General features: G+C 69.7%; 10 protein-coding genes. 3 read left to right on the top strand and 7 right to left on the bottom strand.

What is annotated here, in order from left to right:
- The first annotated feature begins 173 nt into the window (after positions 1–173).
- Complete coding sequence (locus tag ACFFJB_RS10500) at positions 174–968, top strand: enoyl-CoA hydratase/isomerase (protein WP_376831303.1); 795 nt, start codon at positions 174–176, stop codon at positions 966–968.
- A 342-nt stretch (positions 969–1,310) separates the two neighbouring features.
- On the opposite strand, the gene ACFFJB_RS10495 is transcribed toward ACFFJB_RS10500, so the two are convergent.
- From ACFFJB_RS10495 to ACFFJB_RS10470, 6 genes are all read right to left on the bottom strand, one after another.
- Positions 1,311–3,206 (bottom strand): AMP-binding protein, encoded by a 1,896-nt coding sequence (locus ACFFJB_RS10495; protein ID WP_376831301.1) that lies wholly within the window; start codon positions 3,204–3,206, stop codon positions 1,311–1,313.
- 291 nt (positions 3,207–3,497) lie between these two features.
- Positions 3,498–5,060, bottom strand: a complete 1,563-nt coding sequence (locus tag ACFFJB_RS10490) for an acyl-CoA synthetase (protein WP_376831300.1) — start codon at positions 5,058–5,060, stop codon at positions 3,498–3,500.
- Between the two features lie 292 nt (positions 5,061–5,352).
- Positions 5,353–6,912, bottom strand: a complete 1,560-nt coding sequence (locus ACFFJB_RS10485) for an acyl-CoA synthetase (RefSeq protein WP_376831299.1) — start codon at positions 6,910–6,912, stop codon at positions 5,353–5,355.
- Between the two features lie 163 nt (positions 6,913–7,075).
- Positions 7,076–8,302: an ABC transporter substrate-binding protein gene (locus tag ACFFJB_RS10480; RefSeq protein WP_376831298.1), complete on the bottom strand. Its 1,227-nt coding sequence runs from the start codon at positions 8,300–8,302 to the stop codon at positions 7,076–7,078.
- Positions 8,303–8,807: 505 nt separating this feature from the next.
- Positions 8,808–9,914, bottom strand: coding sequence for an acyl-CoA dehydrogenase family protein (locus ACFFJB_RS10475; RefSeq protein WP_376832646.1), 1,107 nt, complete (start codon positions 9,912–9,914; stop codon positions 8,808–8,810).
- 367 nt (positions 9,915–10,281) lie between these two features.
- Complete coding sequence (locus tag ACFFJB_RS10470; RefSeq protein WP_376831297.1) at positions 10,282–11,055, bottom strand: VOC family protein; 774 nt, start codon at positions 11,053–11,055, stop codon at positions 10,282–10,284.
- 190 nt (positions 11,056–11,245) lie between these two features.
- Here ACFFJB_RS10470 and ACFFJB_RS10465 point away from each other — a divergent pair, with 190 nt between their 5' ends.
- Together ACFFJB_RS10465 and ACFFJB_RS10460 are read left to right on the top strand one after the other, a co-directional pair.
- Complete coding sequence (locus ACFFJB_RS10465; protein ID WP_376831296.1) at positions 11,246–12,805, top strand: AMP-binding protein; 1,560 nt, start codon at positions 11,246–11,248, stop codon at positions 12,803–12,805.
- Between the two features lie 3 nt (positions 12,806–12,808).
- Entirely contained in the window at positions 12,809–13,771 is a 963-nt protein-coding gene (locus ACFFJB_RS10460) for an NAD(P)H-dependent flavin oxidoreductase (protein WP_376831295.1), read from the top strand.
- Between the two features lie 299 nt (positions 13,772–14,070).
- On the opposite strand, the gene ACFFJB_RS10455 is transcribed toward ACFFJB_RS10460, so the two are convergent.
- Complete coding sequence (locus ACFFJB_RS10455) at positions 14,071–14,847, bottom strand: ferredoxin--NADP reductase (RefSeq protein WP_376831294.1); 777 nt, start codon at positions 14,845–14,847, stop codon at positions 14,071–14,073.
- Between the last annotated feature and the right edge of the window lie 209 nt (positions 14,848–15,056).

The raw sequence follows: 15,056 nt of genomic DNA, 5'->3' as shown, positions 1-15,056 counted from the left end.
CGGGGCCCCTTTTGCGCATCACGCGCGGGCGACGCGACGGGCAGGGGCCCGTGACGTCGCCCGCGGGCCGGCGCCGCGGCGCCGGCGCGCGGGAGGAGAGGCCCCGCCGCATGGCGGGCGTCAACGGCTTCGCGACTGACGGCGCGACGGAACCGCGCCTGGGGAGGATCACAATGACGCTCGAACGCATGAAGCTTACCATCGATGGCCCGGTCGCCATCCTCGCCTTCAACCATCCGGAAGTGCTGAACGCGCTGTCGCCGAAGCTGCTGGAGGACTTCAACGCCGCCCTCGACCAGATCGAGGAGCCGGACACCGGCGTGCGCTGCCTGGTGCTCACCGGCGAGGGCCGCGCTTTCTGCTCCGGCGCCAACCTGCAGGGCGACATGAGCAGGAAGGCCGCCGCCAAGATCGACGCCGGCGCCGCGCTGGAGACCATGTATCACCCGATCCTGCGTCGCCTGCGCAACCTGCACTGCCCGATCGTCACCGCCGTGAACGGCCCGGCCGCCGGCGCCGGCATGAGCTTCGCCATGATGGGCGACCTCATCGTCGCCGCCCGTTCGGCCTATTTCATGCAGGCGTTCCGCCGCATCGGCCTCGTTCCGGACTGCGGCTCCACCTGGCTGCTGCCGCGTCTGGTCGGCCGCGCCCGCGCCCTGGAGCTGTCGCTGCTCGGCGAGCGCCTGCCGGCCGAGAAGGCGCTGGACTGGGGCCTGATCAACCGCGTGGTCGATGACGGCGAGGCGCTGAACGAGGCGCTGAAGATCGCGACCGAGCTCGCCAACGGCCCGACCGTGGCGCTGGGCCTGATCCGCAAGCTGTACATCGAATCGACCGACAACAGTTTCGAGGAGCAGCTCGACCTGGAGCGCCAGTTCCAGCGCACCGCCGGCCGCGCCGACGACTTCGCCGAGGGCGTGCGCGCCTTCCTCGAGAAGCGTCCGGCCCAGTTCAGGGGCAAGTAATCCGGCCGCTTGCGCCGGGGGGCGGCCCGCCGCTCCCGGCCATGGCGTCACGGGGCGATCCGCGCGGGTCGCCCCGATTTTTTTTATTGAGGGGGCAGGCAGGGGGGCGGGCGGGCTCACGCCGGTTGCTGAAGCCCGCCCCGGCCGCCGCCCCGCCCGCCGGGGCCCGGCCGCGCCTTCCGCAGGCGCTCCTGGCCCCGGACAACGACGCCCGTCCTGGGCGGGCCGCCGGCATGTCCACGATGGCGGTGGCCCTGAAACGGCTGAAGCGCAGCCGGGGGACGGGCGTCCTCCGGCCGCGCTTCAGGTTTTCCCCCCGTCGCAAGAGCCGGCGCGGCCCGCTTATGCGGCCGCCACGCCCTCCGGCCGCGTCACGGTGCGCCCGTCGAGCACGATCACCGCCGGATCGGGATTGGGCGCGTACAGCCGCTCCACCAGAGCCGCGCGGCGCTCCAGCGTGGCGCGCTGGTTGATGTAGCCCTTGTCGGTGATTTCGTTGCCGTCCACGGAGGGCGGCTCCGCCATCAGCAGGGCGCGGGCGACGCGGGTCGATGAGCCCGGATTCTCCGCATTGTAGGCCGTCAGGCCGTCGCGCACGCGCGCGATCACCGCCGGATGGGCGACCAGCTCCTCGGCGCTGGCCTCCGGCAGGCCGGTGAGCTGGCGGCAGGCAAGGATGTTGGGGAACACCAGCAGGGCGATGTAGTCGCGGTCCTGGCCGGCCACCACCGCGTCCTGCGCCACCGGCGACATGGCCGCCACCGCCGCCACGCGCAGCGAGCCCACATGCACGAAGGTGCCGGTGAGCAGCTTGAAGTCCTCCACCACGCGGCCGGCGAACACAAGCCCTTCCTCCGGCCGCTCCGGATCCACGAACACGCCGGCGTCGCCGATCTTGTAGAAGCCTTCCTCGTCGAACGCCTTCTCGGTCAGCTCCGGCTGGCGGTAGTAACCGGGCGTCACCGTGACGCCGCGCAGGCGCAGCTCATACTTGTCGCCCACCGGCACCATCTTCAGCTCGATGCCGGCGAAGGGCAGGCCGATGAGGCCGACCCGCTCGGTCTCCCAGTAGGTGTAGGTGGCGGTGGGCGCCGTCTCCGTGCAGCCCCAGCCGGTGGAGAACACGTAGCGCTTGCCGGTGTGGCGGATGGCCAGCGCCTGCATGCGCTCGTAGAGGTCGTCCGGCAGCGTGGCGCCGCCATAGCCGAGCTGGCGCAGGTTCCTGAAGAACGACTTCGCCAGCGCGTCGTCCCGCTCCATGGCGGAGATCAGCGCCGCGAAGCCCGCCGGCACGCTGCCGTAATAGGTGGGCGACACCTCGCGCAGGTTGCGGATGGTTTCGTCGAACTGGCCCGGCAGCGGGCGGCCGTCGTCAATGTAGAAGGAGCCGCCGTCGGCCAGCACCGCGTGGAAGGTGGAGTTGCCGCCCATGGTGTGGTTCCACGGCAGCCAGTCCAGCACCGTGCGCGGCGGATCGTCGGGATCGCGCGGGCAGGCCTGCTGGCCCATGGCGACATTGGCGGTCATCATCTTCTGGGTGTTGATCACCGCCTTGGGCATGCCGGTGGAGCCGGAGGTGAACAGCAGCTTGCCGATGGTCTCCGGCGTGATGGCGTCGATGGAGGCCTGCACCGCCGGGGTCACCGGGGTCTGCTCCATCTCGGCGTAGGAGACGCCGGGCACGCCCGGAACCGGCCGCTCCACATAGACCACGGTGACGCCGGTGAGGTCCAGCGCCGCCAGCGCCCGCGCGAAGGGCGGGCCGTCCTGCACCATGATGACGCCGGGGGTGAGCAGGTTGAACACGTGGCGCAGCTTGACGAAATCCTCGCTCATCAGCGAGTAGCCCGGCGACACCGGCGCCGCCGGCAGGCGCGCCTGCATCGCCGCCTGGGTCATCAGCGCGTGCTCGATGGAGTTGCCGCTGAGGATCATCACCGGCCGTTCGGAATCGAGGCCGAGATTGAGCAGCGCCTGGGTGAGCGAATCGACCCGGCGCTTCGCTTCCCCGTAAGTAACCTTCAGCCATTCGCGATTGGGGCCGCGGCGCTGGGCCAGCCACAGGGCGTCAGGGGTTTCCTGCGCCCATTTCTCCAGAAAATACGGAATGTGCTTCTCGTACGGCTTCAGCGGGATGCGCTGGCGCATCACCATGGTGCCGTCGGCCCGCCGCTCCAGCTCAATGTCGCGCGGCATGAAATTGAGTTTGTGGAAGGGCGGCAGCGCGCTCCCGGCCATGGCGTCTCTCCTCGGATGCGTGACTGTTGCTTGCGCGCGCGCTGGCGGCGGCGCGTCCAGTTCTCTGACCCGGACGATAAATGCGAACGCCCGTCATTGCCAGCGTCCGCAGGCGCCGTCCGCCCGGCGTTTTCCACCAGCGCGGGCAGGGACTTCGCTCCCGCCCGCATGCGAACGCCCGGGAGTCTCCTCCCGGGCGCGCTGGGGTGAGGCCGTCGCCGCCGGCCGGGCGCCTGTTCGCGCCCCGCCTGGCCGCGGCCTCTCGCATGGCCTGACCTTCGGACCTGGCCCTTACCGGGCGACCGCGGCCACCGGGCCCCTGGCCTCCTGCGGCCAGTAGCGGTCGCGCAGCAGGCGCTTCATCAGCTTGCCGGTGGGCGTGCGCGGCAGCTCCGGATCGAAATCGATCGACTTCGGGCACTTGATCGGCGAGAGCTTCGAGCGGCAGTAGGCCATCAGCTCGGCGGCGAGCTCGGGGCCGGGCGTGTAGCCCGGGGCCGGCTGCACCACCGCCTTCACCTCCTCGCCCATTTCCGGGTTCGGCACGCCGAACACGGCCACGTCCGTCACCGCCGGGTGGCTGATGAGCACGTCCTCGGTCTCCTGCGGATAGATGTTCACGCCGCCGGAGATGATCATGTAGGCCTTGCGGTCCGTCAGGTAGAGGTAGCCGTCCCTGTCGAGATAGCCCACGTCGCCCAGCGTCGACCAGCCCTTCTCATTGTAGGCGCTGCGGGTCTTCTCCGGGTCGTTGTGGTACTCGAACTGCGGCGCGTTGGCGAAATACACCTGGCCGATCTCGCCAGGCGGCAGCTCCTCGCCGTCCTCGCCGACGATCTTGATCTCGCCGACCAGGGCGCGGCCGACGGAGCCGGGGCGCTCCAGCGCTTCCTTCGAGGTGATGATGGTGACGCCGTTGCCTTCGGAGCCGGCGTAGTACTCGAGGATGATCGGGCCCCACCAGTCGATCATCGCCTTCTTGACGTCGGCCGGGCAGGGGGCCGCCGCGTGCACCGCCGCCTTCAGCGAGGAGATGTCGTATTTCCTGCGCGCCTCCTCCGGCAGCTTGAGCATGCGGATGAACATGGTCGGCACCAGCTGCGAGAAGGTGACCCTGTACTTCTCTACCAGGCGCAGGAATTCCTCCGCGTCGAACTTCTCCATGATGATCGAGGTGCCGCCGTAGCACATGATCATCATGTTAAAGCGCATGGGCGCGGCGTGATACAGCGGCGCCGGCGACAGGTACACCGTCTCCGAATTGGCGCCGCACATCTTGCCGACCAGCGCGTCGAGGAACGGGTTCAGCTGGGTGATCGGGGCGTTCTCGAACGCCTTCTTCACGCCCTTCGGCTTGCCGGTGGTGCCGGAGGAATAGAGCATGTCGTGGCCGGTCACCTCGTCGGCGATCGGCGTGACCGGCATGTCCTTCACCGCCTCCTCGAAGGAGCGGTAGCCCGGCGCCACGCCGCCGATCATGAAGCACACCGTGTCGGGGGCGAGCTTCTGGCGCAGTTCTTCGGCGCGGTCGGCGAACTTCACCGAGGTGATGAACACCTTCGCCCCGCAGTCGCCGACGATATAGGCGATCTCGTCCGGCTGCAGGTGGGTGGAGATGGCGGTGTGATACAGGCCGGAGCGCTGGGCGCCGAACGCCACCTCATAGAAACGGGCGCTGTTTTCCAGCATCCACGCCACATGGTCCCCGGCCTTCAGGCCGAGCGAACGGAACAGGTGGGCGATCTGGTTGGAGCGTGCCTCCAGCTGGCCGTAAGTGACGGTCTCGCCGGTGGAGGCCATGATGTAGGCTGGCTTGTCCGGGTTCGTTTTCGCGTGAATCGATGGATGCGTCATAACTCGATGTCCCCTCCCGATCGGGTCTGACCCAGCAGGCCGGATGTTCGCGAAGTCGTGACAGCACGAACGGCGCGCCGTTGCAAGTGGTTGCGGCGGAAATCAATTGAATCCGCCCCCGTCTGCGCGGCGCTGTCGCGGCGGCCCCAGTCATGGCGGGTCCGCGGCCGCCGCTTCCGCCGCCTGCGCGCCGCCGGAACAGAACAGGCCGCCAGCCGGAACAGCACAACGCCCGGGAACATGTCCCGGGCGCGCGCAATGTTCACGGTTTTACGCGCAGCGGCGCGGCGCATTACCGTGCGACGGCCGCCGGACCCTTTGCGTCTTTCGGCCAGTACCGGTCGCGGACGATGCGCTTCATCAGCTTGCCGGTGGGCGTGCGCGGCAGCTCCGGATCGAAATCGATCGACTTCGGGCACTTGATCGGCGAAAGCTTCGAGCGGCAGTAGGCGATCAGCTCCGCCGCCAGCTCCGGGCTGGCCTCGTAGCCCGGGGCCGGCTGCACCACCGCCTTCACCTCCTCGCCCATTTCCGGGTTCGGCACGCCGAACACCGCGGCGTCGAACACGGCCGGATGGCCGATGAGCACGTCCTCGGTCTCCTGCGGATAGATGTTCACGCCGCCGGAGATGATCATGTAGGACTTGCGGTCCGTCAGGTAGAGGTAGCCGTCCCTGTCGAGGTAGCCCACGTCGCCCAGCGTCGACCAGCCCTTCTCATTATAGGCGTTGCGGGTCTTCTCCGGATCGTTGTGGTACTCGAACTTCGGGCCGTTGGCGAAATACACCATGCCGATGTCGCCGTGGGCCTCCTCCTCGCCGTCCTCGCCGACGATCCTGACCTCGCCGACAATGGCGCGGCCGACGGAGCCGGGGCGCTCCAGCGCTTCCTGCGAGGTGATGAGGGTGATGCCGTTGGCCTCGGAGCCGGCGTAGTACTCGATGATGATCGGGCCCCACCAGTCGATCATCGCCTTCTTGACGTCGGCCGGGCAGGGGGCCGCCGCGTGCACCGCCGCCTTCAGCGATGAGACGTCGTATTTCCTGCGCGCCTCCTCCGGCAGCTTGAGCATGCGGATGAACATGGTCGGCACCAGCTGCGAGAAGGTGACCCTGTACTTCTCTACCAGGCGCAGGAATTCCTCCGCGTCGAACTTCTCCATGATGATCGAGGTGCCGCCGTAGCACATGATCATCATGTTAAAGCGCATGGGCGCGGCGTGATACAGCGGCGCCGGCGACAGGTAGACGGTGTTCTCGTCCGCGCCGCACATCTCGCCGATCAGCGTGTGCAGGAAGCCGACCAGCTTCGTGATCGGGGCGTTTTCGAACGGTTTCTTCACGCCCTTCGGCTTGCCGGTAGTGCCGGAGGAATAGAGCATGTCGTGGCCGGTCACCTCGTCGGCGATCGGCGTGACCGGCATGTCCTTCACCGCCTCCTCGAAGGAGCGGTAGCCCGGCGCCACGCCGCCGATCATGAAGCACACCGTGTCGGGGGCGAGCTTCTGTCGCAGTTCTTCGGCGCGGTCGGCGAACTTCACCGAGGTGATGAACACCTTCGCCCCGCAGTCGCCGACGATATAGGCGATCTCGTCCGGCTGCAGGTGGGTGGAGATGGCGGTGTGATACAGGCCGGAGCGCTGGGCGCCGAACGCCACCTCATAGAAACGGGCGCTGTTCTCCAGCATCCAGGCCACATGGTCCTGGGCCTGCAGGCCAAGGGAGCGGAACAGGTGCGCCACCTGGTTGGAGCGCGCCTCGAGCTGGGCGTAAGTGACGGTCTCGCCCGTCGAGGCCATGATGTAGGCGGGCTTGTCCGGGGTGCGCTTTGCGTGGATCGACGGATGGGTCATGACTCGACTTCCTGCCGGGCGGCGCGGGCCTTGCGGTCATGCGCTGGCGGCGGTGGCGGGCGCGGGCGGCGCGCCTGCGGCGGCCGCGCGCCCGGTATTGCGGGGGGAAGGGCCGCTCCGGCGGAGCGGCCGGCGCGGCGGAGGGCCGCCGCGCCTTGCGCCGTCACTTCTTCACGAGGTCGCAGCCGCCTTCATCCAGCGGGCGGATCATCTCGTCGCCCGGCACGGTGCGGATCACCTTCGCCAGGTCCCACTCCGACTTCACCTCGGAGGGCGCCTTCACCTCGAGCAGCAGCATGTCGCGGATCACGCGGCCGTCCTCGCGCAGGCGGCCGTTCTTCGTCATGAAGTCGTTGATCGGCAGCTCGCGCATCTTGGCCATGACGGTTTTGGCGTCGTCGGAGCCGGCGGCGTCAATGGCCTTCAGGTAGTGGGAGACGGCGCTGTACACCGCCGCCTGGGTGTGGGCCGGCGGGCGGCCCATGCGCTCGGCGTAACGTTTGGCGAAGGCGCGCGATTCATCGTCGGCGTCCCAGTAGTAGCCGGCGAGGAACACGGCGCCCTGGGCCAGCTCCGGACCGATGCCGTGGGCGTTGATGACGGTGAAGATCGGCACGGCCAGCTTCACGCCCCTGGCGGCGACGCCGAATTCGGCCGCCTGCTTGATGGAGTTGGTGGTGTCGGCGCCGGCGTTGAGCAGGGCGAGCACGTTGGCGTCCTGGCCCATGGCCTGCATCAGGTAGGAGGAGTAGTCGGTGGTGGCGATGGGGGCGCGCACCGCGCCGACGATCTTGCCGCCGTTCTCCAGCAGGGTGCGGCTCATGTCCTCCTGCATGGCGTGGCCGAAGGCGTAGTCGGCGGTGAGCAGGAACCACCTGTCATGGTCCTTGTCGAGCAGCGCCTTGGCGAGGCCCTTGGCCAGCGAATAGCTGTCGTACAGCCACAGCGCGCCGTTGGGCGAGCAGGCCTTGCCGTACAGGTCGGCGTGGGCGCTGCCGACGTGAATGGCGATCTTGTCGTTTTCGCGGGCCAGCTGCTGGATGGCAAGGGACACGCCGGAATTGGCGAGGTCCATGAACGCGTCGACCCGGTCCTGGTCGATCAGCTTGCGGGCATGGGCCAGCGCCACGTCCACCTTGAGCTGGTGGTCGACGGAGATGAGCTCCACCGGCTTGCCGGCGGCGATCTTGTTATGGTCCTCGATGGCGAGCTGCGCGGCCACCACCGAACCCTTGCCGGAGGTGTCGGAATAGGCCGACGACTGGTCGTTCATCACCACGATGCGGATGACGTCGTCGGAGACCCTGCCGGCTTCAGCCTCGGCCTGGGTCGTGAAAGCAGGCGCCGCAAGGGCGAGCGCGCACAGGGCGCCGAGGAGGCGCTGTTTCAAGGTTTTCATCGTTCCCTCTGGATCGCCGCCCGTCGCCGGACTGGCGTGTCTTGCTGCGCCGGTCCGGAGAACCCGGGCAGGAGTCATGCGGCCGCAACGCCGCGCGCAGGGCGACGGCGAAGGGGCAGGCAGCGATGCGCGGCCGGTCCTGGGGTCTCTCCCGTTCGCAGCCTGACCATGTCAGGGAGCGAAGACTTTCTTTCTTGCGCCGGCGCGAAGGGGGGGCGCGTCGGGCGTGGCGTCCGGCCGTCGCCGGGCGCGGCTGCGGCGGCGCGCGGGGCCATGGCCTCGCCGTCGCGTCGCCGCGATCGCCAGGGGGCAGGGGCGCGCGCCTCCTGCGCCGTCCTGGCCTGACCGGCCCCGCGGGCGCGGGGCCCCGGGGCCGCGCATCCGGGCCGGACGGCGCGAGGGGGCGCCGTCGCCGGATGCTCCGCGGGCGGGGGCGGGCCTCCCGTCAGGCCGGCTTTACGCTCTTCGCCTGAACCTTTCCGCCCCCGTCGCGCAGTCAGATGTTGCGGCCGATCAGCTCTTTCATGATCTCGTTGGCGCCGCCGTAGATGCGCTGGATGCGCGCGTCGGTCCACATGCGGGAGATCGGATATTCGCGCATGTAGCCGTAGCCGCCGAACAGCTGCAGGCACTCGTCGAGCACCTTGCCCTGGGTGTCGGTGGTCCACCACTTGGCCATGGCGACGGTCTCGACGTCCAGCTTCTTCTCCAGCACCAGCGCCGTGCAGTGCTCGACGAAGGCGCGGGCGACGCGGGCGTGGGTCTTCACTTCGGCCAGCTTGAAGCGGGTGTTCTGGAAGTCGGCGATGGTCTTGCCGAACGCCTTGCGCTCCTTGACGTAGGCCGAGGTCAGCTCATAGGCGCGCTCCATGGAGGCCACCGCCTGCACGGCGATGATCAGGCGCTCCTGCGGCAGCTGCTGCATGAGGTGGATGAAGCCCATGCCCTCGCGCTCGCCGAGGCGGTTGGCCACCGGCACGCGCACGTCGTCAAAGAACAGCTCAGAGGTGTCGGCGGCGTGCTGGCCGATCTTGTCGAGGTTGCGGCCGCGGCGGAAGCCCTGGACCTTGTCCGTCTCCACCATGATCAGCGAGATGCCCTTGGCGCCCTGGGTGGGGTCGGTCTTGGCGACCACGCAGATCAGGTTGGCGGTCTGGCCGTTGGTGATGAAGGTCTTCTGGCCGTTGATGACGTATTCGTCGCCCTCGCGGCGGGCGGTGGTCTTCACGCCCTGCAGGTCGGAGCCGGCGCCCGGCTCGGTCATGGCGATGGCGCCCACCAGCTCGCCGCTGGCCATCTTCGGCAGCCAGCGCTGCTTCTGCTCCTCATTGCCGTAGCCGAGGACGTAGTGCGCCAGGATGCCCGAGTGCACCGAGTTGCCCCAGCCGCCGACGCCGGCCTTCACCTGCTCCTCGACCAGAACCTTCTCGTGCAGGAAGGTGCCGCCGGCGCCGCCGTACTCTTCCGGAATCGAGGCGCAGAGCAGGCCGTACTCGCCCGCCTTGTACCAGATGTCACGGTCGACGATGCCCTGCTCCTCCCAGCGGTCGACGTGCGGCGCGCATTCACGCTCGAAGAAACGGCGCGCCGTCTCGCGGAACATCGCGACGTCTTCGGGCTCATTGGCGAGAAACTCGTTCACGGTGCATTTCCTGTCTGTGGCCGGCGAAGCGACCGTCAGGATCGCGCGCCCGGGCCGGATTGCGGGTAGCGTGAGGCGGGCAGGATCGCCCCGCCGCCGGTGGAAGTCCTATATCTATCTAACACTTGCTTGACAATAATCGTCCCGCCCCGGCGTCGCGCCGGCGCAAGTTGACGCATGCAAAGGCGGCGCATGGCGACCGCCGCGGACCGCCCCGCGCGCCGCGCCGCCGGCTGTGAAGAACGGGGAAGACCCGCCGCCATTCCGGGGGGCGCGGTCGCCGCCGCGGGGGGCGGTCGCGCCGTCGTGCCGCAGTCGGGGCTGCGGCTCAGCCGGCGGCGTCCTCGCCGGCGCCGATGGCGATGGTCGCCACCCCGTGGGTGCGGTTGCGGATGGTGAACACCTGCGTGCCCGGCTGCAGCCCGCGGCGGACTTCGGAGACGTCGAACCCCTCCTGCGCCAGGCGCGCGTTCAGCGCCGCAATGTCGCCGGCGCGCCACGAGACGCCCCAGGCTTCGTCCGGCGCCTCCGCCTTCGCCGGGTCCTCGCGCGAGGCGATCTCGATCTTCATGTCGCCGCAGCGGAACAGCGTCACCCGCGCGCCCATGCGCTCGAAATGGCGGCTGAAGCGCAGGTCGAGCCCCATCTGCGCGCCCCAGAAGGCCATGGCCCGCCGCAGGCTGGCGGAGCGGAACACCACATGGTCCACGCCCGTGACGGCGGCCGCGCCGGCGAGGGCGGGGGCGGCCTCGCGGCGGGTGTCGCGCGCCGGCTTCTCCTCCAGCAGCGCCGGCGCGCCCTGGCCATGCTCCGGGCCGATGCGGAGGGCGGGGCCGTCGGGGCCGTCGACGCGCGTGAAGGCGACGTCGCGATTGCCCAGCAGCCGCGCCGCCCGCTCCAGCGAGGCGACGCCGAAGGCGAGGCCGGCCAGGCCGGCGGCCCCCGTCGCCGGCAGCAGCAGCACGTCCACATTGGCCAGGCGGAAGCGGGCGTGGCCAGGGCCCGTCTCCATGGCCGGAAAACCGAACAGCGCGGCGTAGTCTGCGGCGGCCGCCGCCACGTCGGCGACGGCGACGTCAATGCGGTCCAGCTGGATGATCATGCCCGCTCTCCCATCCTCCCTGTCAGCTCTGTCGCGATCCATTGTGGCACGCCGGCGCGGCCGCGTCTTCGCTTCGCCGGCTTCCGCCGGACGCGCGCGCAAGGCGGTTGCCATGCCCGGCCGTCCAGGCGACAACTTTCGGAAAACGCAGGGCGGGCCGGGCGAACCGGCGTCCGCGGGGGAGGGAAACATGAGCTGTCTTCAGACGCCGCCGACTGTCGGCGCGCAGGTGCTGCGCGCGCTGACGCGCTATCCGGACCGCATCGCCTTCGTCACCGACCAGGGCGGAATCACCTTCGCCCATGTGCGCGACATGATGGGACGCATGCAGGCGGTGCTGGCCGGGCTCGGCCTGCCGCGCGGCGCCGGCGTGGCGGTGCTGACCTCCAACCGCTGGGAGACCTGGTGCCTCACCATGGCCGCCCAGGCCTCGGCGCTGTGCACCACGCCGCTGCACCCGCTGGGCTCGCTGGAGGATCATCTCGACCAGCTGGCCGACGCCGACATTCGCGTGCTGGTGGTGGACGCCGAGACCTACGCCGCGCGCGGCGCCGAGCTGGCGGCGAAGGCGGCGGGCGTGCGGCACGTGCTGACCATCGGCAACGCCGGCTATGGCGTCGACCTGATGGCCGCGGCCGCCGCCGCGGGCGCGACGACGGCGCGTGATCTCGCCCGGCCCGACGATTCCTGCGTCATCGGCTACACCGGCGGCACCACCGGCAAGTCCAAGGGCGTGTGGCGCGACCACGCCAGCGCCGCGGCGATCACCAACGGCATCCTGGCGGATTTCGAGCTGCCGCAGACGCCGCGCTATCTGGCGGTGGCGCCCATCAGCCATGTGGCCGGCACCAAGGTGATCCCCACGCTGCTGCGCGGCGGCTCGGTCACGCTGATGCGCGGCTTCGATCCCGAGCGGGTGCTGGAGACCATCGAGAAGCAGCGCGTCAATTTCACCCTGTTCGTGCCGACGATGATCTACGTGCTGCTCGACCATCCGCGGCTCGACCGGACGGACCTGTCGTCGCTGGAATATGTGCTTTACGGCGCGTCGCCCATGTCGCCGACGCGGCTGGAGGAGGCGCTGGAGCGCGTCGGCCCCGTGTTCGCGCAGCTCTACGGCCAGTCGGAATGCTATCCCATATCGGTGCTGTCGAAGGCCGACCACGACCGCAGGCGTCCGGAGCTGTTCGCCTCCTGCGGCTTCCCGCTGTCCAGCTGCCAGGTGACGCTGCTCGACGGCGACGGCGAGCCCGTGCCCGTGGGCGAGCCCGGCGAGATCTGCGTGCGCGCCCCGCAGGTGATGGGCCATTACTGGAAACGGCCGGAGCAGACGGAGGAAGCCTTCCGCCACGGCTGGCTGCACACCGGCGACGTGGCCCGCGCCGATGAGCGCGGCTACCTCTACATTGTCGACCGCGCCAAGGACATGATCGTCACCGGCGGCTTCAACGTCTATCCGCGCGAGGTGGAGGACGTGCTCACCAGCCATCCGGCGGTGGCCATGGCGGCGGTGATCGGCGTGCCCGACAGCAAGTGGGGCGAGGCGGTGAAGGCGCTGGTCGTGCTCAGGCCCGGCGCCGACGTCGCGGAACAGGAGCTGGTCGCGCTGGTGAAGGAGAAGAAGGGCGGCCCTCACGCCCCCAAGAGCGTGGAGTTCGTCGACCAGCTGCCGGTGACCGCCGTGGGCAAGGTGGACAAGAAGGTGCTGCGCGCCCGCTACTGGGCCGGCCAGCAGCGCATGGTGGGCTGACCGATGCTGGATCCCGCGATTCGCGGCCGGCTGGCCGTTCCGGTCATCGCCGCGCCGATGCTGCGCGTCTCCGGGCCGGATCTGGTGGTCGCCGCCTGCCGCGCCGGGGTGGTGGGGTCGTTTCCCACCGCCAACGCCCGTTCCGCGGAGCAGCTCGACGCCTGGCTGAAGGAGATCGCCGCCCGCGTGCGCGAAGGCGACGGCCCGTACGCGCCCTGGTGCCCCAACCTCATCATCCGCCAGCCGCGGCTGCAGGAGGATCTCGCCTGCCTGACGCGCAACCGGGTGGAGATGGTCATCACCTCGGTGGGCTCGCCGGCGGCGGTGGTGAAGCCGCTGCACGACGTGGGCGCGCTGGTGCTGGCGGACGTGGCCACGCTGAAGCACGCGGAGAAGGCGCTGGAGGCCGGCGCCGACGGCCTGGTGCTGCTCACCGCCGGGGCCGGCGGCCAGACCGGATGGATGAACGGCTTCGCCTTCGTGCGGGCGGTGCGGGCGATGTTCGACGGGCCGCTGGTGCTGGCCGGCGGCGTCACCGACGGCGCCGCGCTGCTCGCCGCCGAGACGCTGGGCTGCGATCTCGCCTATATGGGCACGCGCTTCATCGGCACGCGCGAGAGCATGGCCGACGACGCCTACCGCCAGATGCTGGTTGATTCGGACATGGACGACGTCGTGTTGACGAAGGCGTTCACCGGCCTGCCCACCAGCATGCTGCGCCCGTCGATCATCGCCGCCGGACTTGATCCGGACCGGCTCGACGAGCAGGTGACGCCGCAGACGGCGCGCGAGATGTTCGGCGGCGGCGCGCCGGCGCCCGGCCCCAGACGCTGGGTGGACATCCGCAGCGCCGGCCATTCGGTGTCCGGCGTGACGAAAGTGCAGTCCGTGGCGGAGCTGGTCGCGGAACTGGCCGGACAATATGAGGAGGCGAAGGGGCGGATGCGCGCCGCGCTCCGGGCGTGACGCCGGGCGGCCGGCCGGCGGCTGCGCCGCGCAGGGCGGACGCGGTTCGCGCGGCCTTTCGCGTGGGGGGCGCCTTGCGGCGCCGGCGGCTGCGCCGTCCGGGCGCTTCGCGCGCGGGGCGTCGCCCGGTTTGCGGGAGCGTTTCCGGCGGTCGCCGCCATGGGCGGCGATGCGCCCCGGAACAGGAAAGGCGAAGGAACATCCCTTCGCCCGTCGCCGTCGTGACGCCCGTGGGGGGCCGCCGGGGCGCGCGGCTCCCGCCGTTCGCCGGGGAAGGGGCTCCGGCCGCCCGGTTCAGGTCACTTCTCCACGAAGGCCTTCTCCACCACGAACTGTCCGGCCTCGGCGTTGTTGCCCTCGGTGAAGCCGGCGGCCAGCAGCAGGGCCTTCAGGTCGGCCAGCATGTGCTCGCTGCCGCAGATCATCGCCCGGTCTTCCTCCGCCGACAGCGGATCGAGGCCAAGGTCGGCGTAGAGCTTGCCGCTCTCCATCAGATGGGTGAGGCGGCCGGTGTTGCGGAACGGCTCGCGGGTGACCGTGGGGTAGTACAGCAGCTTGGCGCGCGCATCCTCGCCGAGAAACTCGTCCTCCAGCACCGACTGCACCAGCTGCTCGCCATAGGCCAGTTCGGAGACGAAACGGCAGCCATGGGTCAGCACCACCCGGTCATAGCGGCCGTAAATCTCCGGGTCGCGGATCAGGCTGGCGAAGGGCGCGATGCCGGTGCCGGTGGAGAGCAGGTACAGGTTCCGGCCGTTCTCCAGATTGTCCAGCACCAGCGTGCCGGTGGGCTTGCGGCCGACGACGATCTCGTCCCCCGGCTGCAGGTGCTGCAGGCGCGAGGTGAGCGGCCCGTCCGGCACCTTGATCGAATAAAACTCCAGCTCAGGGTCGTAATTGGGGCTGGCGATGGAATAGGCGCGCAGCAGCGGACGGCCGTTGTCCTGCATCAGGCCGATCATCACGAACTCGCCGCTGCGGAACCGCAGGCCGGGATTGCGGGTGGTGCGGAAACTGAACAGCGTGTCGTTCCAGTGGCGAACGGCAAGGACGTTTTCCGTATAGAAATTGCTCATCTCTCATCCACGTACAGAATGACACGCCGGCGTCTCGCGCGCGCCGGCCTCCGCGCCGCGGGCGGCGCCCTTCGCCGGGTGGGGTAGCACAGGCGAAGGGCCGGACTCAATAATTTCCCGCCATCACCCGTGCAAATAAATGAAAGTTTCATTTGGGATGTAAAATAGAGACGTTCCAGCCAGCGGCCGTCCGCATGGCGAAAATTTCC

Source organism: Camelimonas abortus (genome assembly GCF_042432745.1).
Classification (GTDB): domain Bacteria; phylum Pseudomonadota; class Alphaproteobacteria; order Rhizobiales; family Beijerinckiaceae; genus Camelimonas; species Camelimonas abortus.
This window is presented reverse-complemented; position numbering and strand designations above follow the sequence as displayed.

Coding starts and splice junctions, on each gene's coding strand:
- ACFFJB_RS10500 (WP_376831303.1), top strand. CDS start 174: ATGACGCTCGAACGCATGAAGCTTACCATCGATGGCCCGGTCGCCATC.
- ACFFJB_RS10495 (WP_376831301.1), bottom strand. CDS start 3,206: ATGGCCGGGAGCGCGCTGCCGCCCTTCCACAAACTCAATTTCATGCCG.
- ACFFJB_RS10490 (WP_376831300.1), bottom strand. CDS start 5,060: ATGACGCATCCATCGATTCACGCGAAAACGAACCCGGACAAGCCAGCC.
- ACFFJB_RS10485 (WP_376831299.1), bottom strand. CDS start 6,912: ATGACCCATCCGTCGATCCACGCAAAGCGCACCCCGGACAAGCCCGCC.
- ACFFJB_RS10475 (WP_376832646.1), bottom strand. CDS start 9,914: ATGTTCCGCGAGACGGCGCGCCGTTTCTTCGAGCGTGAATGCGCGCCG.
- ACFFJB_RS10470 (WP_376831297.1), bottom strand. CDS start 11,055: ATGATCATCCAGCTGGACCGCATTGACGTCGCCGTCGCCGACGTGGCG.
- ACFFJB_RS10465 (WP_376831296.1), top strand. CDS start 11,246: ATGAGCTGTCTTCAGACGCCGCCGACTGTCGGCGCGCAGGTGCTGCGC.
- ACFFJB_RS10460 (WP_376831295.1), top strand. CDS start 12,809: ATGCTGGATCCCGCGATTCGCGGCCGGCTGGCCGTTCCGGTCATCGCC.
- ACFFJB_RS10455 (WP_376831294.1), bottom strand. CDS start 14,847: ATGAGCAATTTCTATACGGAAAACGTCCTTGCCGTTCGCCACTGGAAC.